The following is a 21,757-nucleotide window of genomic DNA, read 5'->3' on the forward strand; positions in this document are numbered from 1 at the left end:
GACCTTGAACAGCCAGGCCCCGCCCCCGCAGCGCACCGCCGACCCCGATCCACAGTTCCGCCCCGAACTGCCCTTGGCACCGGGCGCGGTCACCCGGGCACAGGAACTGGCCCTGCGCAACCCGGTGGCGCTCGATACGGAGACCGCCCTCCTCGACCACGTCGTCCGGCACGCCCGGAACCGGCCGGATGCCTGTGCGGTCCTGGACGGCGAACGCACCCTGAACTACGGGCAGTTGCTCGCCAGGGTCGCCTCGGCAAGGGACGCGCTGTACGCCCACGGGGTGCGAGCCGGTGACGTGGTCGCCGCCGTGGGGCCGCGCAGCGCGCACACGCCGGTCGCCTTCCTGGCCTTGGAGAGCCTCGGGGCGTCGTATCTGCCGATCGACATGAGCTGGCCGGAGGACCGCGTCCGGGATGTGCTCGACCGCAGCAAGCCGGCCCTGCTGCTCGACTACTCCGGCCGCACCGACTCGGCCGCGCGCTCGGCCGCCGATGCCGAGGAAATCGGCACACTGAGCCTGCCGACAGAAGGCAAGCCCGGCCCCATGGACGAGGACACGTACGGCGACCGCACCGGCGAGGCCCGGTACACGATCTTCACCTCGGGCACGACCGGCCGCCCGAAGGGCGCCACCATCGAGCACCAGGGTCTGCTCAACCACCTGTGGTCCAAGACAGCCGACCTGTCGCTGGGACCGGAGGACGCGGTGGCCTTCTCGGCCCCGCTGGTGTTCGACATCTCCATCTGGCAGATGCTCTGCCCGTTCCTGGTCGGCGGCAAGGTCGTCGTGATCGACGATGCTGTCATGCGCATGCCGCGCTGGCTCATCGGTGCCCTCGACACCGCGGGCGTGACCGTCGTGGAGCTGGTGCCCACGGTCGTCGGCCGGCTCGTCGACGAGACACGGCGCCAAGAGGGGCCGACGCTGCCGAATCTGCGGTGGCTGCTGTCCACCGGCGAGGAGCTGTATCCCGCCCTGGCGGAGCAGGTGCTCGACACGCTCCCGCACGTGTCCCTCCTCAACGCCTACGGACCCGCGGAGTGCTCCGACGACGTCACGCTGCACACGGTGGCGCGCGCCGACCTGAGGCGCCCCCGGCTGCCGGTCGGCACCCCCGTGGCCAACTGCGCCCTCCATGTCCTGCTCCAGACCGAGGACGGCACCTGGAGGCCGGCCGAGCCGGGAGAGAGCGGCGAACTGTTCGTCGGCGGCACCTGTGTCGGGCTCGGCTATCTCAATGACCCCGCCACCACCGAACGCGCCTTCTTCCGCGACCCCTTCGACCCGGACTCCGCGACCGGCCGGATCTACCGCACCGGCGACCTCGCCCGCGTCGAGGACGGACTTCTGTACTACCTGGGGCGCGGTGACCGGCAGGTCAAGGTCGGCGGCGTCCGGATGGAACTCGACGAGATCGAGGCCGTACTCAGCCGGCACCCCGCCGTCGAGCAGTGCGCCGCCACCGTCTCCGACGAGGGCGGCCTGAGCGAACTCGTCGCCCACTACACCCTGCGCACCGAGGTGCCGCAGCAGGAACTACGTCGGGCGCTCAGCGCGGCCCTGCCCCCGGTGATGGTCCCCCGCCGCTGGCAGGAGTGGGCCGAGCTGCCCCTGAGCCGCAACGGAAAGATCGACTACCGGTCGCTCACGGCGGCCACGGCCAGCCCCCGGAAAGAGGCGCGATGACCACGACAACGGCAACGACAGCGACGGCAAGGGCGTCCCAGGACACGGGCCGGGTCGGCGTCCCCGACCTCGCGGAACGCCTCGCAGCGGTGACCCGGGTCGCCGAACAGCACCTGGACCGCACCGAGCGGGACGCGACGTTCCCTGAGGAGGCGATGGCGGAGCTGCGCAGCACCCGCCTGCTCGGCCTTCAGGTGCCCAAGGAGGAGGGCGGCCTCGGCGGCACCCTCGGTGACCTCATCGAGACGGGCATGGTGCTCGGGCGCACCGACATGTCGCTGGCCATGATCTTCGTGATGCACTGTCAGCAGGCCGAGGCGGTGGTGCGGCACGCCGCGTCGCCCCTGCGGGAGGAGCTGATCCCGCTTCTCGCCGAGGGCAAGCTGTACCTGGCGTCCGTGACCACCGAGAGCGGCAAGGGCGCCGACCTGTTCAAGTCCGAGGCCCCGCTGCACGAGGCAGCAGGGACTCTGGTGGTCGACCGGACCGTCCCCATCTCGACCGGCGGCACCTCCGCGGACGGCTTCCTGATCACCATGCGCAGCCCGAACGCCACGGCGGACCAGCATGTCTCCCTCGTCTACGCCCACCGCCACCAGCTGCACGTGGAGGTCACCGGGCAGTGGAACCCGATGGGGATGCGCGCCACGCACAGTCTGCCGCTGACGCTCAGCGGCCGGATCCCCGCCCACCAGGTGATCGGCGAGCACGGCGCGTTCCACCGCATCGTGCAGTCCGTCTTCGGCCCCCTCGCCCACATCGGCTGGTCGGCCGTTTGGCTGGGCACCGCCTCCGGGGCCCTGTCCCGGGTACTACGCCTGCTGCGCGACCCGGCCGGCCGCAAACGTTTCGATCTGGGCTCGGAATTGCTGCTCACCCGGCTGTCCAGGGCCCGGCAGCGGCTGGAGACCGTCCACGCGCTGCTGCGCCGGACCCAGGCACTGGCCGAGTCCGGGACGGACTGGTCGGTCACCAGTCACCAACTGCTCCTGAACAACCTCAAGATCACGGCGGCCGAGGAGTGCTACGCCGCCGTCGACGAGCTCATCGACGCGACCGGCCTCAAGCACGGCTATCTCCAGGACTCGCCGACCCGCCTGGAAAAGGCCCTGCGCGACCTGCGCTCGGCCGCCCTCAACTACAGCAACGACCGGCTGCACCTGGCCGACGGGCGGCTTTGCCTGCTGGACCCGGACGTTCGGTTCGCCTGAACACCCGGCCTCTCCCGACCGGAGCCGGCCTTCCCGTACTCATGCAGGCGCAGGGCACCGACCGGCCGCCGCATCCATCCGCATCCCACCTCCAAGGATCCGTCATGCCTGAAAACACCGCCGAAAGCCCGGCCCAGAACTGGAACACCGCCCTGAAGTACATCGCAGGGCGCAAAGCAGCCGAGGAGTCCCTGGGATTCGTCGCGCACGTCAGCGCCACCGTCCGCGACACCGAGGACGCGTCGGGCGTCATCCCGGCGGTGGCCCGCACCTGCGTGCCGTTCTTCGCCCACGCGGTCTCGCTGGACGCCGAGCCCACCCACGGCCAGGCCGTCTTCCAGGGCCCGGACGAGCTGACCTCCGTCGTCGAGTCCTTGCGCGGCCTCGCCGCGGAGACGGGGCAGCGGCAGCTCGTCATCAGCGAGCACGAGGGGCTGGCCCCCAAGACCGACCCGCGCCACCTGGAACTGCTGCGCGAGGGAGGGGGTGAATCGGCGGTGGCCCTCTCCCTCGCCTACCGGGGGCTGTCCGGCGGGTACCTCGTCCTCGTACGGCAGGCGAACCACCGCCGGGGTGCCTTCAGCCCCGGGGACCTCGCCCTGGCGTCCGAAGTGGCCGACCGCGTGGGGGCGTTCAACGCGCTCGCCGGCCTGACCGCCCGCGCCGGGCAGTGACACGGCCGCACCGAACGCCGGTCACCACCGAGGAGGGCTGATGGCAGCGGACTGGACCGACGTACGCGACTGGATTCTTGAGCGCAATCCCGACCTGACGGATCTGCAGCCCGAGACCGACATCATCGACTCACGCATCGTCGACTCCCTGCAGTTCGTCGAACTCGTCCTTTTCATCGAGGACTTGCGCGGCGCGGCGCTGGAGTCGAACGACGTCAGCCTCGATTCCTTTCGCACCCTCAAGGGCATCGAGCAGACCTTCTTCCAATGACGGCCGACATCCGTGCAGGGAGCGGCGATGGACACGAGAAACGAACGATCCCTAGTCATCCAGGGCGATGTCGACAAGGCCGACGATGTCGTCGTGTTCCTTCCGCCGGCGGGCAGCGTCACCTCGCCTTACCTCCCGATCAGTGAGCTCCTCCCGGACACCCTGCCCACCGTGCACTGCGAGACGCCGGGGCGTGGACGACTGGCGGACGAGGAGTCACCCGACTCCGTGCACAGCGCGGCCGACCGCTGGGCCGCCGACCTGGCCGAGACCGTGCCGGGCCGACGGCTGCACTTCTTCGGACACAGCCTGGGGGCGCTGTACGCCTACGAACTGACGCTCCGTTTCGAGGCCCGGCCCGACTGCGCGGCCGCGAGCCTGTCCGCGTCGGGCGCCCGCGAGCCGGGCAGCACTCCCCGCCCGCTGCTGGCCACCGCTTTCGCCGCCTTGCGGACGCCGGACCGGCAGGAGAGCGCCGGGGAGCAGTGGATGGACCGGGACCTGCGCATACGGGGCGAGTACCGGACCGCGCACCAGGTGGTGCGGGCCCCCCTGGCCACGCTGTGCGGCACCTCCGACCCCTTTGCCCGACCGCACGAGATGGAGCAGTGGAAACGCTTCACGAGCGGCCCGTACCTCGGGATGTTCACCTTCCGCGGCGGTCACGACTACTACCTGTCCGGTCAGCGGACGGTCGCCGACGCCATCGCCCGCATCGTCGACGACAGCCGGCATCCGGAACTCGTTCCGCACCTGGAATGAACCGGCGTCCGGGCCCCCTCCGGAACCGATCTCCCTCATCCCTACACCCGAAGTGAATGGAGTTCAGAGATGCCGAACGACCCCCAGGAAGCACCCTCGGTCGAGCAGCTGATCGACGTCATCGCGAACAGCTCGGTGGGCATCGCGGTCACCGACCGCTCCGGTGCCGTCGTACTGCACAACCGGGCGCAGTCCGTGCTGATGGGCGGGGAGGCCGACCACCTCGGCGGCCGGATCCTGCTCGACAGCGCGCAGGACGGCCTCCGGACGCTGATCCGGCGTTTGGAGGAGGAACAGCGGGTGGAGAACGTCCAGGTCACCTACCGCGGCATCGACGGCGGGCACGAGCAGATCGCCCGCGTGAACGCCGTGCTGACCGGCAGCGGCGACGACACCCGCATCCACTGGGTGAGCCGGCCGGAGCTCGGCGAGCGACTCCCGGTCTCCAACGACAGCGCCGAGGACGTCACCTCGGACGCCGCGTCCTGGATCCGCGCCGTCAACGAGCGCCCGCTGCCCACCCTGGCTCCCACCAAGGAGTCCGAGGACGTCATGCGCGAGTTCTACGAGGTCGCCCCGGTGGCGATCCACCTGATCGGCGTCAACGGCCAGGTCATGCGTGCCAACCCGGCGGACGTGGCCCTCGTCGGCTACACCTCCGCGCCGTCCGAGTACGTCGGCCAGCACATCCGCACCATCTACGAGGACAAGGGGCTGCTCGACGACTTCCTCGGCCGCTGGGACGAGGACTCGCCGATCATCAACTTCCGGGCCAACTTCCTGACCAGGGAGGGCGCCCCGCAACCCGTGCTGATCTTCTCGACCGCCCAGGCCGAGGGCGGCAGCGTCACCAACACCCGGTGCTTCGTCTTCAGCGACCCGGAGCCGCAGCGCGCCCGCGACACCATCAGCGCCTTCGGCTGGCCTTCCTGACACCCCACGGGCGGGGCGTGGGACATGTCCCACGCCCCGCCCGCTCCGCACCCGCCCAGTTTCCCGACCGGACCACACGACACCAGGGGTGGCTGTGTCCCACGTATTGGTCATATCCGGCAGCCCGTCCGCGACTTCCAAGACCGAAGCCATCGGCGACCACGTGGCGCGACGCCTCGCCGACTACGAGTGGCACGTCGGACACCTCAGGGTCCGCACCCTGCCGGCCGCGCCACTGCTGAACGCCGACGCCACGCATCCCGCCATCGCCGAGGCCCTGGAACAGGTCGCCCGGGCCGATGGCATCGTCCTCGCCACACCGACGTACAAAGCGAGTTTCTCGGGTCTGCTCAAGACCTTCCTGGACCTGCTGCCCCAGTACGGATTCCAGCAGAAGGCCGTGCTTCCCCTGGCCACCGGCGGCAGCATCGCCCACCTCCTCGTCCTCGACTACGCCCTGCGGCCCGTGGCGCACGCGCTCGGTGCCCGGCATGTGGTGCAGAGCCTCTTCCTCCTCGACGAACACCTCGCGTGGCAGGAGGGCCGGCCGCACCTGCTCCCGGAGAGCACGCGGTTGCTCGACGACGTGATCGAACAGTTCCGCAAGTCCCTGATCTCGGCATCCTGAGCCGGCCTTCCCACACCGCTGGAGCACACCATGGCTCACCGTCCCCGCAAGGGAAAGTGGCTCGTCGACTGGGATCCCGAGGACGAGGACGCCTGGGAGCGGTACGGCCGGCGGGTCGCGCGCCGCAATCTCGTCCTGTCCGTGCTCAGCGAACACATCGGCTTCTCCGTGTGGACGCTGTGGTCCGTCCTCGTCCTGTTCATGTCGCCCGACATCGGCCTCGGCTTCGACGCCGGAGAGAAGTTCCTCCTCGTGGCCACGCCCACCGTCGTCGGTGCCCTGCTGCGGCTGCCGTACAGCTTCGCCGTGACCCGGTACGGCGGCCGGAACTGGACCGTGTTCGCCACCGCGATCCTCCTCGTGCCGGCCCTTCTCGCGCTGTACTTCGTCCAGCGGCCCGGCACACCGCTGTGGGTGTTCCTGGTCATCGGTGCGCTGGCGGGCGTGGGCGGCGGGAACTTCGCATCGTCGATGACGAACCTCACCGCCCTGTATCCGCAGCGCCACCAGGGCTGGGCCCTCGGCCTGAACGCCGGCGGCGGGAACCTCGGCGTCGCGTCCGTGCAACTCGTCGGGCTCACCGTCGTCGCCGTGGCGGGCCGGACCCACCCGTCGTACGTCGCCGCGGTCTATCTGCCGCTGATCGTGCTCGTCGCGCTGCTCGCGGCCTGGCGGATGGACAACGTGGACGCCGTGCGGGCCACCCCGGGAACGCAGCGCGAGGCCGCCCGCGACCGGGACACCTGGTGGATCTCGCTGCTGTACATCGGCACGTTCGGCTCGTTCATCGGCTATGGCTTCGCCTTCGGCCTGGTGCTGCAGAACGAGTTCGACGCCACCCCGCTCACCGCCGTCGGCTACACCTTCCTCGGTCCACTGCTGGGCTCCGCGGCCCGGCCGCTGGGCGGGCTGCTGGCCGACCGGCTGGGCGGGGCGAGGGTGACCTTCTGGAACTTCCTCGGCATGGGCGCCGGCACCCTCCTCCTGCTCTGCGCGACCAGGGTCGGCTCCTTCGCCCTGTTCATCGCCGGCTTCACCGCCTTGTTCGTACTCAGCGGCATCGGCAACGGCTCCACGTACAAGATGATCCCCGCCGTGTTCTCGGGGCGCGCCGAGGACGAGGTCACCGCCGGCCGGGATGCCGGTTCCGCGTTCGCCCGGGCGCGCCGGCTGTCCGGGGCGGTCATCGCCATTGCCGGGGCGATCGGCGCGCTCGGCGGCGCCGCCATCAACATCACCTTCAAGCTGTCGTACGCCGACGGCACCGGCTCCGGTGCGCCCGCCTTCCTCGCCTTCCTCGGCTACTACGCCCTGTGCATGGTGCTCATCCGGGTCGTCTACCTGCGCCGGAAACCCGCCGAGCACGCAGCCCCGACCGACCGCCCCGAGGCGAGAAGCCGTGTCTGAACCACCCTCCCGCACACCGGAAGTGGACACGCACTGCCCGTACTGCGCCCTGCAATGCGGTACACGGCTGGCCGGCGACCGGGACATCGGCGTGACCCTGCGCCCGGCCGACTTCCCGGTCAACCGCGGCCGCCTGTGCCAGAAGGGCTGGACCGCGCCCGACGTCCTGGCCGCCGCCGACCGGCTGACCGAGCCGCTGGTCCGCGCGCCGGACGGCCATCTCACCGAGACCACCTGGGACCTCGCCCTCGACACGGTCGCCGGGCGGCTGCGCGAGCTGCGCACGCGGTACGGCCCCGACGCGGTGGCCGTCTTGGGGGGCGGCGGCCTCACCAACGAAAAGGCCTATCTGCTCGGCAAGTTCGCCCGGCTGGCGCTGGGCACGAGGAACATCGACTACAACGGCCGGTTCTGCATGTCGTCCGCCGCCGCGGCCGGCAACGCCGCCTTCGGCGTGGACCGCGGCCTGCCCTTCCCCGTCACCGACCTCGCGACCGCCGACGCGGTGCTGCTGGCCGGCGCCAACGTCGCCGAGACCATGCCGCCGCTGATGCAGCACCTCGACGCGGCGGAACTCATCGTCATAGACCCCAGGCACACCCCCACCGCCCAGCGAGCCAAGCTGCACCTCCAGCCCGCCCCCGGCACCGACCTCGCCCTGGCGCTCGGGCTGCTGCACATCACCGTCGTCGACGGGCTCGCCGACGCGGAGTACATCCGGCGCCGCACGCACGGCTTCGAAAGCGCCGTACGCCGGGCGATGGCGTGGTGGCCCGAGCGGGTCGAGGCCGTCACCGGCGTCCCGGCGAGCGCCCAGCGCACCGCCGCCCGGATGCTCTCGGCGGCCCGCAACGCCTACGTCCTCACCGGCCGCGGCGTCGACCAGCACAGCCAGGGCACCGACACCGCCGCGGCCTTCATCAACCTCGCCCTCGCGTTGGGCCTGCCCGGCTCCGGCCACGGCGGATACGGATGCCTGACCGGCCAGGGCAACGGCCAGGGCGGGCGCGAACACGGGCAGAAGGCCGACCAGTTGCCCGGCTACCGCTCCCTCACCGACCCCGAGGCCCGCGCCCACGTCGCCGGCGTCTGGGGCGTGCCGCCCGAGTCGCTCCCCGGCCCCGGGCGCACCGCGTACGAACTCCTGGACTCCCTCGGCCGCGACCAGGGGCCGCGCGCCCTGCTGGTGTTCGGGTCGAACCCCGTCGTCTCCGCACCGCACGCCGCGCGCGTGGCCGAGCGGCTGGCCTCGCTGGACCTGCTGGTGGTGGCCGACTTCGTCCCCTCGGAGACCGCCCGCACGGCCGACGTCGTACTGCCGGTCACCCAGTGGGCCGAGGAGGAGGGCACGCTGACCAGCCTGGAGGGCCGGGTGCTGCGCCGCCGCGCCCTGCTGACGCCGCCCCCGCACGTCCGCACCGATCTGGAGGTCCTGCACGGCCTCGCCGTGCGGCTCGGCGAACCCCCGCACCGCTACCCGACCGCCCCGAGGGACGTCTTCGACGAACTCCGCGCGGCATCCCGGGGCGGACGCGCCGACTACTCCGGCATCAGCTACCGGCGCCTGGACGCCGGGGAGGCCCTGCACTGGCCCTGCCCCGACACCGAGCCCGCGCACCCCGGTACGCCCCGGCTCTTCCTGGAGCGGTTCGCGCACCCCGACGGCCGGGCGTGGTTCGACGAGGTCGACCACCGCGGGCCCGCCGAGCACACCAGTGCCGCGTACCCGCTGCACGCCACCACCGGCCGGGTCCTCGCGCACTACCAGTCCGGGGCGCAGACCCGGCGCGTCGCCGAACTGCACGGCGCCGTACCCGAGCCGTTGATCTCCGTCCACCCCGACACCGCCGCCCGCGCCGGAGTCGCCGACCGCGCCCTCGCCCGCGTCACCTCTGTCCGCGGCAGCATGACAGGCCGGATCCGGCTCGACCCGACGATGCGCCCGGACACCCTCTTCATACCGTTCCACTTTCCGGGCGACGGCCGCGCCAACCTCTTCACCCACCCCGCCCTCGACCCCCGCAGTGGCATGCCCGAATTCAAGCTGAGCGCCGTACGCCTCGAACGGCTCCCGGAGGCCACGCCATGAGCCGGATCCTCGTCGTCGGAGGCGGCCCCGCCGGCCACCGCCTCGCCGGCCGACTGCGCCACCACGGCCACCCGGGGCCCGTCACGATCCTCGGCGCCGAACCGGAACCCGCCTACCACCGGCCCCTGCTGTCGTACGTCCTCTCCGGCCGGGCCGCCCCCGAAGCACTGCGCCTGCCGGCCCTGCCCGGCGTCGAGGCGCACTCCGGCGCGCCCGTCACCCACATCGACCGGGTGCGCCGCGAGGTACGCACGTCCGAGGCCGTCCACGGATACGACATCTTGGTCCTCGCCACCGGAGCACGCGCCGACGTGCCGGACATCCGCGGTGCGCGGAGCCCCGGCGTGACCGTGCTGCGTACCGCGGCAGACTGCGCACGGATCACGGGGGAAGCCGTGGTCGTCCTCGGCGGCGGGCCGCTGGGCGTGGAGACCGCCGCCGCCCTGACCGCCCGCGGCACCGCCACCACCCTGGTCTGCGCCGGCCCGCACCCCCTCCACGACCGGCTCGGCGAGGCGGCCTCCGGCATGCTCACCGAGGCCCTGGAACGCGCGGGCGTCACCGTGCTCGCCGGGCGTACCGTCACCGGGCGCGAGCCCGGCAGCGTGCTTCTCGACGACGGGGTCCGGCTGCCCGCCGACACCCTTGCCCTGTGCACCGGGGCGCACCCTGACGTGGGCCTCGCCCGGGCGGCCGGACTCAGGGTCCGTACCGGAATCGTCGTCGACGACCGGCTGCGTACCAGCGACCCGCGCATCCACGCCATCGGCGACTGCGCCGAGCACGAGGGCCGGGCCGTGGCCGGCATCGAGGCCGCCTGGGCCCAGGCCGACAGCCTCGCCCTCATCCTCACCGGGCAGGACGCGTCCGCGCACCGGAGCACGCCCGCGGTGTTCCGGCTGCGCACCGACATCGCCGAGGTGGCCTGCGTAGGCGCACCGGACGCCTTCGCGGATCCCGCCCTGCGCCGCCTCACCTTCGTCGACCGGGACGGCGGGCGATACGCCAGGCTCGCGCTGCGCGGTGAACACCTCGTCGCCGCCGCGCTGTTCGGCCTGCCGGACGCCATCGCCTCCGTAGGCGAGCTCCACCGAAAAGGCCGGGTGCTGCCCTCCGACCGCCTAGGGCTGCTCCTCGGCGGGCCGCCGCAGCCGGCGTCGACGGATCTCGACCCGCCCGAGGATGCCTTGATCTGTCTGTGCAACAGCGTGCAGCGCCAGTCCCTGGCCAAAGCATGGCGGGCCGGCGCCCGTACGGTCACCGCGCTCGCCACCGCCACCCGGGCCACGACCGGCTGCGGCGGCTGCGGCCGTGAGGTGGCGGAGCTGTGCGCCCGATGGGCACGCGAGATGCGGCACGACGGGGAGCAGACCCCATGACCCGGGTCCTGGTGGTCGCCGGACACGGGATGACCGGACACCGGCTCGCCGACCAGTTGCTCGCCCTGGACACGGCACGCGACTGGCGCATCGTGATCCTCGCCGAGGAACCCCACCCCGCCTACGACCGCATGGCCCTGTCCACCTATCTGGCCGGCCGCAGCAGGGACGAACTGACCCTCGCCGACCGGGACTTCCTCACCGATCCCCGTGTGGAGCTGCGCCTGGCGTCGCCCGTCGTCCGCGCCGACCGCGCGGCACACACGGTCGTGACGAAGGGCGGCGACCGGATCCGCTACGACGTCCTGGTCCTGGCCACCGGCTCCCGCCCCTTCGTCCCTCCGGTACCCGGCCGGGACCTCAAGCACTGCTTCGTCTACCGCACCTTCGAGGACCTGGACGCGATCCGCCGCACGGTACGCCCCGGCGGTCAGGGTGTGGTGGTCGGCGGCGGTCTGCTCGGCCTGGAGGCGGCGCACGCCCTGAGCCGACTGGGCGTGCGCCCGCACGTCGTGGAGGCGGCACCCCACCTGATGCCCGCTCAACTCGACGCCGAAGCCGCCGAGGTGCTGCACCGGCACGCCGCCGGACTCGGCCTGCGCCTGCACTGCGGCACCGTGGTCGCAAAGGTGCACGCCCGGTCCGGTGGCACGGTGCGCGCCGTCACGCTCGGCGACGGTACGACACTGGACGCGGGCCTGGTCGTCTTCGCCGCGGGGATCCGGCCGCGGGACGAGCTGGCCGGACCGCTCGACCTGGCACGCGGCGAACGCGGCGGCTTCCTCGTCGACGCCTACTGCCGTACCGCTGACCCGCACATCTGGGCCATCGGCGAGTGCGCCGCCGTACAGGGCCGTTGCCACGGCCTGGTCGCCCCCGGATACGCCATGGCCGAGTCCGTGGCGACCCAGCTGACGGGCCGGGACGCGGAGCCCTTCGACCGGGCCGACGGCGCCACGACGCTCAAGCTCCTCGGCGTACACATGGCCACCTTCGGCACCACGACGCACTCGGGGGACCTCCGGCCGGTCGAGGTGGCCTTCGCCGACGGCACCACCCGCTACGCCAAAATCTTCCTGCGGCCGGACACCGGCACTCTGCTCGGCGGCATTCTCGCGGGCGATACCGGGTCCCGCTCCCGGCTCGGCTCCTTCGTCGGCCGCCGGCCGCCGGCGGACCTGGAGCAGCTGCTGCTGCCCTGAACCACGGCCTGTTGTCGAACTCCCGCCTGCCTCCGAGATCCGCCGGCGGATCGAGCATGACCACCGCGAGATGAAGCACGGCCTGGGACTGGACCACTTCGAGGGTCGCACCTGGCGTGGCCGGCACCACCAAGTCACCCTCGTCACAGCCGCCCACGCCTTCCTCACCCTCCGCCGCCCGGGCCCAAAGGCCCAAGCGCCGGCCTGACCTTCTACCAAGTCCTCAACGTTGTACAGGACCTGCTGCTGTGCTGGACCGGCGCATGCCCACCTACCACTGCGACCTACCGGCCCGACCCCGAACAGGCCACCGCACGGCAAACTCAACCTGACGAAGCACTACTGGGCAGGGTGATCCGCCGCAAAGGCCGCCAGCTCGCCCTCGTGCAGGATCACCAGCGCCGCACAGGTGCAGCGGCAATACTCGACGCTGCCGTCCGACGTGTCATGGCTGGACACCAGCCGCCAGTCGGGCTGCCGCAGTCCGGTACGGCAGCCCCAGGCGGCCAGCGGGCAGACATCCTGGGTCGGTGCGGCCGAAGGGGACGTCACGTGCCGGCTCGCTGCTCGTCGCACTTCGTCGTCCTTCCGTGACGGGTAATCAGGCGGCCCGGGGGGAGCGACGCGGGCCGGTCAGAGGCTGCTGCGCTCGGTGGAGTGTTTCCCGGTCTCCTGCGCGGTCTCCGCGGTCTCCTGCGCCGCTTCCTCGCCGCCCTCTCCCAACAGCAGCTTCGGCACGGCCGGTTCGGGCAGGGTGCGGAACAGCAGCCAGCTCAGGGCGGGCATCACGATCAGCGGCATCAGGGCCGTGCGCAGCGAGGTGGCGTCGGCGATGCTGCCGATGAGGGGACTGGTCAGACCGCCGACGCTGACCATGAGGCCGAGGGTGACCCCGCTGGCCGTTCCGACGCGCGTGGGCAGATAGTCCTGGGCGAGCGTGACCTGCAGCGAGAACGGGACGTACAGGCCGATCGAGGTCAGCGCCACGAACAGGTAGATCGCCGGGCCGGGCACGAACACCACGCCGGCAATGGCCGCGACCGTGATCAGGTACGACATGCTCACCACCGTGACCCGGTCCCAGCGGTGGGCCAGCTTGCTGCCGACGACCGTGCCGACGGCACCGCCGAGATAGAGCACGAACAGCGCGACCGTCCCCGCCGCCGTCCCGCCGCCCGTCTGCTCCCGGACGTGGAAGGCGACGAAGGTACTCATACCGATGAAGGCGATCGACCGGCACACCACCGCCAGCGACAGCCGCACGAACGACACCCAGTCGTTCCGCCCCTCCGCGGCGCCCTTGCCGCCGTCGGTGGACGGCGCCTTGTCCAGCGCCCTCAGCACCGGCAGCGTCAGCACGCTGCCGACCAGCGCGGGCAGGATCAGCAGCGGGGAGAACCGCAGCCCGCCCGTGGCGATCACGACGGAGACCAGGAGAGGAGCCGCCGCGAATCCGACGTTGCCGCCCAGGGAGAACCAGCCCATGGAGCTGTGGCTGCCCTTGCTGGCGACCCGTGCGACCCGAGCGGACTCCGGATGGTACGCGGCGACCCCGATGCCGGACAGTGCCACGAAGAGCAGCGTGAGCGCGTACGAGCCGCTGACCCCGCTCAGGGCCACGCCGAGCCCGCCGAGGACCGTGCTCGCCGGCAGCAGCCAGGGCATGGAGTGCCGGTCGGTGAGCGCGCCGAATAAGGGCTGCACCACCGAGGACAGCAGGCTGGCGGCGAGGACGATGCCCGAGGCCGCGGCGTAGGTGTAGGCACGCTCGGCAACGAAGAACGGGACCAGGGCCGCCACGGCGCCCTGGTAGACGTCCACACAGGCATGTCCGACCGACAGCAGAACGATCGACTTGTTCCTTGACATGGCGCCATGGTGGTTCATGGCCACCCTGTCGCGCTTCCGATAATCTGCCAATCGATGAAGAATATCCGCCATGAGTCAGTGGCACCGACCAGCGCCCGCTGGCTGGCTCCGGGCACAGGGATCGACGCCCACCGGCACGACGACCACCAGCTCGTTTACGCGGGCCGGGGCGTGCTCGCCGTCACGACCGGCGCCGGCTCCTGGACGGCCCCGGCCACCCGGGCGATCTGGGTGCCGGCCGGCACCGTGCACTCCCACCGGGCGCACGGCGAGCTGGAACTGCACCTGGTCGGCCTCCCTGCGGACACCAACCCGATCGACCTCGACCAGCCCACCGTGCTGAGTGTCAGTCCGCTGCTGAGGGAACTGATCCTCACCTGCACCCGCGACCCGGCGGACGACAGCCCGGAACGTCGGCGCCTGCGTGCCGTCCTGTGCGACCAGCTGCGAGTCTCACCCCAGCAGCCTCTGCACGTCCCGGCGCCGGCCGCACCGCAACTCAGGACGCTGTGCGAGATCCTGCACGCCGACCCGGCCGACAACCGCACCCTGGCCGCCCTGGGCAGACAGGTCGGCGCCAGCGACCGCACACTGTCACGGCTGTTCAAGGCCGACCTCGGCATGACGTTCCCGCAGTGGCGCACTCAACTGCGGCTCTCCCACGCCCTGGTGCTGCTCGCCGAGGACACGCCGGTGACGGTGGTGGCGCACCGGTGTGGCTGGTCCTCAGCCAGCGCGTTCATCGACGTCTTCCGCCGCGCCTTCGGCCACACACCGGGCCGCTCCGCGGACGCGGCGCGGACGATGGGACGGAACGGGTAGAGGCCGGCCGTCAGCCGGCGGGGGCGAGTGCCGCGTCGCGCTCCTGGCTGTTGGTGTGGAGCACTGCGGCCGTTGCGGAGTGCTACCGATCGGCGCCTCCATACGGCTCGGAGCGGCCGGCCCGGCCCCGTCGTGGTTGGCCTGCCGGAGAACGTCTGCACACGCTCGGCTGGTACGGCCCGCATCGTGGCGCCGATCCCTGGCTCCCAAGGGCTCTCGTCACAGTCCGGCCGGCAAGACCACGCAAGCGGTGCCCGTGCCGCGACGTCCTCGACGCGCTCCTCTACGTCAACCGCACGGAAATCCCATCGAAATGCCTCCCGCGCGACTTCCCCAACCATGGCAACGTGTACGCCTACTACGCGGCCTGGCGCGACGGGGGAACTTTCGCCCAGCTCAACTACGACCCGCCGGCCTGGCACGCGTGGAGGAGGGGCGCAAGCCCGAACCGACAGAGTCCGTGATCGACACCCAGAGTGTGAAGACCTCCACGAACGTGCCCCTGACCCGCCAGGGAACTGATGCGGGCAAGAAGATCGTACGCCGGAAGCGGGGCATCCTCACCGACGCGATCGGGCTGATCCTCGCCGTGACCGTCACCGCCGCGAGCCTGTCGGAAAACGCCGTGGGAATACCACTCCTCGACCAGGCCAAAAAGACCCACCCGACCATCTCCAACCAAGAGTTGGGGCGACACCGGCTTCAAGAGCGCCGTCGTCGAGCATGGGCGAAGCGTGGAATCGATGTCGAGGTCGTCAACAGAAGCCCTGAAACCCGTGGCTTTCATGTCCTCAAAAGGCGCTGGATCGTGGGACGGAGCACCGGATGGATCACGTTGCGTCGCCGCCTCGCCCGCGACTACGAGACCCTGCCCGCCAGCTCCGATGCAGGCCCAGTGGTCCCACGGCGACGCCTCCTACCGCTGCCGCTTCCCCGAGGAATACGCACTCGCCAACCGCATCCACCACCCCCGCAACGTCTACCTCCGAGAGAAGTGGATCACCTCGACACTCGACGACTGGCTCACCACCGTGTTCCAACCCCACCGCCTCGACGACACCCTCGACCACATGGCCGCCGCAGCCACCCCCGAGAGCTGCCCGACCGCACAGACCACCTCAGCCGAAGCCGCCCGCGCACTGATCGCCGACTGCGACACGAAGCTCGCCACCCACCGCGCCGCCCTCGAAGCCGGCCCCGACCCCATCGTGATCACCCAGTGGATCGCCGAGACCCAGGCCACACGCGCCCGCGCCGAAGCCGACCTGCGCACCGCCACCCGCGGCACCCACCCCCGCCGCATGACCCGAGACGAGATCGCCCACCTCGTCCGCTCCATCAGCGAGCTCGTCGCCGTCATCCGCCAAGCCGACCCCGAAGACAGAGCCGAGTTCTACCGCCAACTCGGACTCCAGCTCACCTACACCCCCGGCAACCAGACCATCCACGCCGAGATCGCCCCCACCCCGCACACCCCCAACAACGACAAATCCCCACGGCTTCAGAGAAGCCGTGGGGATTTGGTTTGTGTCCGAGGGGAGACTTGAACCATACATACACACCGGTGATGCGGGGCGAATTGCGACTGCCGTAGCACCGGTTCAAGTCCTGGGGACGTCTTCCACACGGACAGAGGCACGCAACAGGTTTCGGCCGCCTTCGCCAAGGTCCACCGCTGGCACGGCATCCGCCGCGGCAGCACGGGCCGTGTCGGCTCGAGCTGCGACAACGCATCCGCTGAATCGTTCTCCCAACGCCTCAAACGCTAGCGCCCCACAGACACCGCTCGTCCTCGAAGGCATAGACCCGGCCACCGGCGCCGCCGCTCTGGACTCAGCTACCTCATCCCGGGCGAGGCCTACCACTCCCTTCGCATGAAACCCGGCTACGCGGCTCTGTCGGTGGCGCTGGAGCTGCGGACGGTGTTCGCGCCGCGATTGATGCCGATGGCGGGGAGCGTGTTGCGGGCGCGATGAAGAACTACGACCGGACGAACGTGAAGGTCGAGACCGGGGAGTATGAGTGGAACGCGATCGAGCACGAGGGAATCATCACGGCGATTGCCGCGGCGCGAACCATCGGCGGTGAGGCGTCGCTGCATACGCCGCGCGACTCCCGGGACCAGGCCGCCCTGGAAGACCCGTGGCGTGCTCCGGCCCCCTTCGTCAACCATCCGGTCATCGGGGTGCCGCAGGCGTATGTGGAGGGCGGGGTAGAGCATCGGGATCTCGGGGCCGGTGGTTGCCGGGCGGGGAGGCAACGTAGGAGGCCGGTGACCGAACTGATCGGACGCGGTGGGCGTGAAGGCTCTCTAACTTATAAGGACTTCACCCTTCTTAGACACCTTGTAGTAGTCAGTGACCGATAATTCCATTTTGAACACCATTCCGTACTGCTTGCGTATGTCAGCCACCGTCTTCTGCGCCGGTTCGCGCAGGCACCGAGTGGCTGGCGGATCGCTCTTCATGCACGGGCTCAGCTCTTGCACCAGCCGCCTCTTGCTGCTGCGTACGGTGTCCCATGACAAGGTCTGCGAGGGGTTGAACACCTGGGCCGGTTCCTGCGTGTCCGGGCCCGTCGGGTTCGGGCCGTGGCCGCGGTAGTAGCCGACGAGGCGCCTGCGATGGGTGTCGTGGTTGAACGGGATGGTGTCGCCGGGAGCGCCGTCGGAGGAGTAGTGGTCACCGGCGGTGAAGATGCCGTCCAGGACGTCTCCGATGCGGTGGGGGTCGGCGCCGTAGTAGGCGGTGAGGCGCAGGGCGCAGCGGATCTTGTACTGGTCTTTTCCGTCCTGGAAGAACCACTGTTTGGCTTCTCCGCCTGAGCAGATGTCGTCCACGGTGATCAGGGCCAGGGTGAGGGGGGTTTTCTTGTCGTAGGCGTCTGCGATGGATCGCAGTTGTTTCTCTGCCTTGTGCCGGGATTCTTCGGCCTGTTTGCTTCCTGCGAGTCTGCGTACCTCTTTGGGGCTGGTGGCGCGGGTTTGGGAGGAGCAGGCGGTGAGGGCGAAGATGAGGAGGACGGAGAGGAGCCCTAAGAGGCGTTTGGCGGCGGCGCGTATGGCGGTTGCGGCGTCCTGCGCCTGGTTTACGGTCATGCGGCCATTGTGGCGATGCGGCCCGCGGCGTCTATCCGTACGGGTACTCATATTGGGTGCGTGGGCAGCCCGTTTGAGGTGCCCCCGCCGATTGGTGGGTTGGTGTGGCTACAGGCCCATGCCTGCCATGGTGCGTTCCAGGGAGTTCGCGTAGAGGCGGGCTCCTCCGATCTTGGGGTGGAACGACTGGGCGGAGAGGCCGTACTTGTTGATGAGCGGCCAGTCCTTGATCGGATCGTCGGATGCGGTGAGGGTCTTCACTATGCCGTGGACCTGTTCGGGGTCACCGCATACCGCCTGGCCCTCGAAGTCGTTCTTGGGGTTGGAGAACCAGACGGGTACGCCCTGCTTCTTGGCGTCGTCGGCTGCGCCTTGCATGGCGGTGGCGAGGGTGTCGGCTGTGCTGTTGAGCCATGCGGTGGAGTCTTCGGTCAGGCCGATGACGGGCAGGCCGATGATGCTGATGTTGAGGCAGGAGCCCTTGTCGGAGATCAGGGGCGGGTAGCCCATGAGGGCGATCTTCGCGTTCGGGGCGAGCGCGTGGATCTGGTAGAGGGTCTGGGTGATGTCGGGTCGGACGATTTCGTTGATGATGCCGGGGGCGGCGTTCTCCAGTGGCTGTCCGAGGAACTTCTGGTCCCGGCCGTGGACGTCGTCGTCCGGCTTGTCGAACGTCTTGTCCTTGCAGTTGCCGCCTCCGAAGGAGATCAGGCACTTCTGGATGATGTCGGAGAAGCGGGCGTCGTTGCCGCCGATGGAGATGGTGACCAGGGTGGTGTTTTCGTCGAGGTAGCCCTGGTCGATCTGCGGGAGTTCACCACCGCTGTCCTGGACCTTGCTCAGGACGTTGTAGGTGCGGGCTCCGGAGCAGGCGATGAGGTGGTAGTCCATGTCGAAGTCCGAGTTGTCGTCGAGGTATCCGATCGACTGGGACTCGCCGGGAAGTTTGGCCTGCCGTGACCAGGCGTAGTGGGAGCGGTGGCAGGCGTCGCGGGTCTTTTCGTTGTTGACTTTGCGGTAGTTGGTTTCAGGGTAATAGTCGCGGTTTCCTTCGGAGGCGCCTTCGCCGGAGGAGTAGGAGTCGCCCATGGCGACGATCATGTTCTTCGGCTTACCGGAAAGGGGCTGGAAGGCGACGGCCCCCAGGCGATGTCTTCGTCTGCGGTGCCGTCTTTGGTGTTGTTGGACAGCTCGACCTTGGGCGTTCCGTTGAAGTGGAAGACACCGAGGCTGACCCATCGGCCTGCGCGCTGCTCGACGACGCGTTCTGGGCTGTGACTGTCGGTATTGAGGACCCTGTATTTCGCCTGGCGGGTCTGTGCGCCGGTGCCGGGGAGGTGGACCAGGACGCGGGCCCATCCGAGGGTTTCGGGGTCGGTCCAGGTGCCGTTGATGGTCATGGGGCCGTCTACGCCGCCTAGTGTCTCGTGATCCTGTTTGCGTCAGTTCACGTTGTTGTTGACGAGTTTCCTCACGCTGGTCTGGACGAGCCGGACCTTCGCGAGAACCTCGTCGGCGGTCGTGGTCCAGGTGAAGGGTTTTGCCTCCTGGTTCCAGGAGTTGATGTAGTCGCGGATCTGCTTGACCAGGACGTTGACGCTGGAGAACGTCCCGCGACGGATCGACTGCCGGGTCAGGATGCCGAACCAGATCTCGATCTGGTTCAACCAGGAGGAGCCGGCGGGAGTGAAGTGGAAGTGGATCTGCGGGTTCTTCGACAGCCACGCGTTCACCTCCGGCGTGGTGTGCGTGGACAGGTTGTCCAAGACGACGTGGATCTCCTTGCCCGCGTGTGGTTTTACGGCCCTCTTCAAGAAGGCGAGGAAGGTCGCGCCGTCCCGGTTCGGCTTGCACTCGCCGAGCACCTCGCCGGTGCCGACATCGAGGGCCGCGAACAGGTTCGTCGTGCCATTCCGCACATAGTCGTGGGTGCGTTTCTCGGTGGCCGCGAACGCCACGGGCAGCACCGGCTGGGTCCGATCCAGCGCCTGCACCTGCGTCTTCTCGTCGATCGACAGCACCACCGCGCCGCCGGGCGGGTCGAGGTAGAGACCGATCACGTCGGCGACCTTCTGCGCGAACGCCGGGTCCTTCGAAATCTTGAAGGTGCCCGACCGGTGCGGCTTGAGATGCTCCTCCCTCCAGATCCTGGCGATGTAGTGCCAGGACACGGTGACGCCCTCAGCGCGCTTCAGGTACTTCGCCAACTCGCGTGTGGACCAGTGCGAAAGACCGGTGCCGTCCGGCGGCGTCATGCGCGTCAGCGCAATCACCCGGGCCCGAACCCGCGCCGGCACTTGTTCCCGGGCCCCGCCGGGCCGGTCGCCTTCCAGCCCGGCCAGGCCGTGCTCGGCATAACGGCGCTTCCAGCGGTCCACCGTCGGCAGCGACACTCCAAGCAGCTCAGCGATGTCCTTGCGTCGTCGCCCCTCACCCGACCACAGCACGATCCGGCCGCGCGTGGCTATATCCGCAGGCACGTCCCGACTGCTCACCAACTCCCGCAGCTCGGCGGCCTGTTCCATAGAGAGCTCCATGCCAAGAGAACGAGACACACAAGATTAAGTAACGCTGACAGGATCACGAGACACTAGGTGGTTGGCGTTGCGAGTGCGGGCGTACCAGAAGTGGCCGCCGTAGCCGCCGCCGATCTGATAGAGGTCTTCTTTTGCTTCGTAGTTGTTGTCGCTGTCGGGGTAGAAGGTGAACTGGAAGCTGCCTGATGAGGCGATCTGTCCGCAGTCACTCCACGTTTTGGTGGTGTCGGGGACGGAGGCGACCACATGGGAGCCTGATGGGGCGCCGGCGCAGATGGGCTGTCCGTACTGGAGGCGGTAGCCGCGGCCGGGCTCGGTGATGAGCTTCTCGTACTTGATGTGCTCGTTTCCGCAGGGACTGGGCATGACGTGCGGTTCTCCGGATCCATGGTCACCGTTGAGGGCGCGTACGGCTTCGCGTAGAAACTGACAGCAGATGCATGTCGTGGGGAAGGGCACCGCAACAGCAGTGCCGAGGGCCACCGCCTGCGGCGTGTGAGCGGCGTTCCTCCTGGTGACCTCCGAGCGTTTGCCCGGGGGCGCGTCGCGGGGCCAGTCGTGCCTCATGAGGCGGAAGCTCGTACGGCATTCCTGTGTGCGTCATTCCGCAGTGGCGGTCAGCCAGCGTTCGATGGCAGCTTTGGTCAACTCCGTGGTGTCAGGCCATCGGGACATCTGCACAGCGAGCTGCCGGAAGAACTGGACATGATGAGGCTCGCGCACGAGCACGAACTCGGTGGATTTTTCGCCTTGTTGTGCTCGTACAATCGTGTTTCCGTCGAGAGACAGCATGACAAACGCCGGAAGGCCGGACCCGTTTCCGAGGACTCCGGTGGCCGCACCGGTGCCCGCGATGTCCCACTGATCCGACAGTGAAATCCTCGCCCACCGCCAGACGCGCGGTTCGTCGGGTTCTGCACAATTCACCGCAAGGAGGAATTCAGGATCCCCTGATGGGAAGAGCCCACCCTCCCTCGACAGGCGGTACCATCCGGAATTCACCTTTTCCAAAAACTGCGGATCGTCCGACATCAAATATTCGACATCGGCCACTCCCTCGGCAGGGCAGCTGTTGGCGAAGCCGGCGAGAGCCGGAGGGATGAGGCGAGCCGTCGAGTCAATCATGCCCAGGTACTTGAGCCCCGCCTCGGCGAGCGAATCGGCCAGTCTGGATTCATCCATGTTT

The 21,757-nt window shown here is 69.6% G+C and carries 22 protein-coding genes and 2 pseudogenes; 16 read left to right on the forward strand and 8 right to left on the reverse strand.

Annotated features, from left to right (window positions below):
• The first annotated feature begins 4 nt into the window (after positions 1-4).
• The 12 genes and pseudogenes from GR130_RS27710 to GR130_RS40985 form a co-directional block, all read left to right on the forward strand.
• Positions 5-1,690, forward strand: coding sequence for an amino acid adenylation domain-containing protein (locus GR130_RS27710; protein ID WP_159507231.1), 1,686 nt, complete (start codon positions 5-7; stop codon positions 1,688-1,690).
• Complete coding sequence (locus GR130_RS27715) at positions 1,687-2,901, forward strand: acyl-CoA dehydrogenase family protein (RefSeq protein WP_159507232.1); 1,215 nt, start codon at positions 1,687-1,689, stop codon at positions 2,899-2,901. The genes GR130_RS27710 and GR130_RS27715 overlap by 4 nt, the downstream gene beginning before the upstream one ends.
• Positions 2,902-3,005: 104 nt before the next feature.
• Positions 3,006-3,575: a GAF domain-containing protein gene (locus GR130_RS27720; RefSeq protein WP_159507233.1), complete on the forward strand. Its 570-nt coding sequence runs from the start codon at positions 3,006-3,008 to the stop codon at positions 3,573-3,575.
• A gap of 40 nt (positions 3,576-3,615) precedes the next feature.
• Entirely contained in the window at positions 3,616-3,846 is a 231-nt protein-coding gene (locus tag GR130_RS27725) for an acyl carrier protein (protein WP_159507234.1), read from the forward strand.
• Between the two features lie 27 nt (positions 3,847-3,873).
• Positions 3,874-4,608 carry a thioesterase II family protein gene (locus GR130_RS27730; RefSeq protein WP_159507235.1) on the forward strand — a complete coding sequence of 245 codons (735 nt, stop codon included), beginning with the start codon at positions 3,874-3,876 and terminating at the stop codon, positions 4,606-4,608.
• Positions 4,609-4,677: 69 nt separating this feature from the next.
• Entirely contained in the window at positions 4,678-5,541 is an 864-nt protein-coding gene (locus tag GR130_RS27735) for a PAS domain-containing protein (protein WP_159507236.1), read from the forward strand.
• Between the two features lie 94 nt (positions 5,542-5,635).
• Positions 5,636-6,169 (forward strand): NADPH-dependent FMN reductase, encoded by a 534-nt coding sequence (gene ssuE, locus GR130_RS27740; RefSeq protein WP_159507237.1) that lies wholly within the window; start codon positions 5,636-5,638, stop codon positions 6,167-6,169.
• A gap of 30 nt (positions 6,170-6,199) precedes the next feature.
• Positions 6,200-7,576: a nitrate/nitrite transporter gene (locus tag GR130_RS27745; protein ID WP_159507238.1), complete on the forward strand. Its 1,377-nt coding sequence runs from the start codon at positions 6,200-6,202 to the stop codon at positions 7,574-7,576.
• Positions 7,569-9,665, forward strand: coding sequence for a molybdopterin oxidoreductase family protein (locus GR130_RS27750; RefSeq protein WP_236573565.1), 2,097 nt, complete (start codon positions 7,569-7,571; stop codon positions 9,663-9,665). The genes GR130_RS27745 and GR130_RS27750 overlap by 8 nt, the downstream gene beginning before the upstream one ends.
• The gene (locus GR130_RS27755; protein WP_159507239.1) at positions 9,662-11,044 is read left to right on the forward strand and encodes an NAD(P)/FAD-dependent oxidoreductase; all 1,383 of its coding nucleotides are present in this window, start codon (positions 9,662-9,664) and stop codon (positions 11,042-11,044) included. The genes GR130_RS27750 and GR130_RS27755 overlap by 4 nt, the downstream gene beginning before the upstream one ends.
• Positions 11,041-12,246 (forward strand): NAD(P)/FAD-dependent oxidoreductase, encoded by a 1,206-nt coding sequence (locus GR130_RS27760; RefSeq protein ID WP_159507240.1) that lies wholly within the window; start codon positions 11,041-11,043, stop codon positions 12,244-12,246. Before GR130_RS27755 ends, GR130_RS27760 begins: the two co-directional genes overlap by 4 nt.
• Positions 12,247-12,283: 37 nt before the next feature.
• Positions 12,284-12,454: pseudogene (locus GR130_RS40985) on the forward strand (IS701 family transposase); the annotation flags it as partial.
• Positions 12,455-12,585: 131 nt separating this feature from the next.
• Here the strand turns inward: GR130_RS40985 and GR130_RS27765 are convergent.
• Positions 12,586-12,798, reverse strand: a complete 213-nt coding sequence (locus GR130_RS27765) for a hypothetical protein (RefSeq protein WP_159507241.1) — start codon at positions 12,796-12,798, stop codon at positions 12,586-12,588.
• Positions 12,799-12,879: 81 nt separating this feature from the next.
• Positions 12,880-14,115 (reverse strand): MFS transporter, encoded by a 1,236-nt coding sequence (locus tag GR130_RS27770; RefSeq protein ID WP_159507242.1) that lies wholly within the window; start codon positions 14,113-14,115, stop codon positions 12,880-12,882.
• A 54-nt stretch (positions 14,116-14,169) separates the two neighbouring features.
• On the opposite strand from GR130_RS27770, the gene GR130_RS27775 reads away from it, so the two are divergent.
• The 4 genes and pseudogenes from GR130_RS27775 to GR130_RS27790 all read left to right on the forward strand — a co-directional run bounded on the left by GR130_RS27775 (position 14,170) and on the right by GR130_RS27790 (position 17,305).
• Complete coding sequence (locus GR130_RS27775; protein ID WP_159507243.1) at positions 14,170-14,937, forward strand: AraC family transcriptional regulator; 768 nt, start codon at positions 14,170-14,172, stop codon at positions 14,935-14,937.
• A 257-nt stretch (positions 14,938-15,194) separates the two neighbouring features.
• Positions 15,195-15,826: pseudogene (locus tag GR130_RS27780) on the forward strand (IS5 family transposase); the annotation flags it as partial.
• Complete coding sequence (locus GR130_RS27785; RefSeq protein ID WP_159507244.1) at positions 15,822-16,484, forward strand: hypothetical protein; 663 nt, start codon at positions 15,822-15,824, stop codon at positions 16,482-16,484. The pseudogene GR130_RS27780 and the gene GR130_RS27785, both read left to right, overlap by 5 nt.
• Before the next feature lie 425 nt (positions 16,485-16,909).
• Entirely contained in the window at positions 16,910-17,305 is a 396-nt protein-coding gene (locus GR130_RS27790) for a hypothetical protein (RefSeq protein ID WP_159507245.1), read from the forward strand.
• On the opposite strand, the gene GR130_RS27795 is transcribed toward GR130_RS27790, so the two are convergent.
• From GR130_RS27795 to GR130_RS27815, 6 genes are all read right to left on the reverse strand, one after another.
• Entirely contained in the window at positions 17,249-18,034 is a 786-nt protein-coding gene (locus GR130_RS27795) for a hypothetical protein (RefSeq protein ID WP_159507246.1), read from the reverse strand. The genes GR130_RS27790 and GR130_RS27795 overlap by 57 nt on opposite strands.
• Before the next feature lie 108 nt (positions 18,035-18,142).
• Positions 18,143-19,135, reverse strand: coding sequence for an SGNH/GDSL hydrolase family protein (locus tag GR130_RS27800; RefSeq protein WP_236573567.1), 993 nt, complete (start codon positions 19,133-19,135; stop codon positions 18,143-18,145).
• A complete protein-coding gene (locus GR130_RS40990; protein ID WP_236573568.1) occupies positions 19,132-19,434 on the reverse strand; it encodes a golvesin C-terminal-like domain-containing protein in 303 nt (100 codons plus the stop codon). Before GR130_RS40990 ends, GR130_RS27800 begins: the two co-directional genes overlap by 4 nt.
• Positions 19,435-19,476: 42 nt before the next feature.
• Positions 19,477-20,559 (reverse strand): IS630 family transposase, encoded by a 1,083-nt coding sequence (locus GR130_RS27805; protein WP_201305020.1) that lies wholly within the window; start codon positions 20,557-20,559, stop codon positions 19,477-19,479.
• A gap of 36 nt (positions 20,560-20,595) precedes the next feature.
• Positions 20,596-20,937: a hypothetical protein gene (locus tag GR130_RS27810; RefSeq protein ID WP_159507248.1), complete on the reverse strand. Its 342-nt coding sequence runs from the start codon at positions 20,935-20,937 to the stop codon at positions 20,596-20,598.
• A 234-nt stretch (positions 20,938-21,171) separates the two neighbouring features.
• Complete coding sequence (locus GR130_RS27815) at positions 21,172-21,753, reverse strand: hypothetical protein (protein ID WP_159507249.1); 582 nt, start codon at positions 21,751-21,753, stop codon at positions 21,172-21,174.
• Between the last annotated feature and the right edge of the window lie 4 nt (positions 21,754-21,757).

Source organism: Streptomyces sp. GS7, assembly GCF_009834125.1.
Taxonomy (GTDB): domain Bacteria; phylum Actinomycetota; class Actinomycetes; order Streptomycetales; family Streptomycetaceae; genus Streptomyces.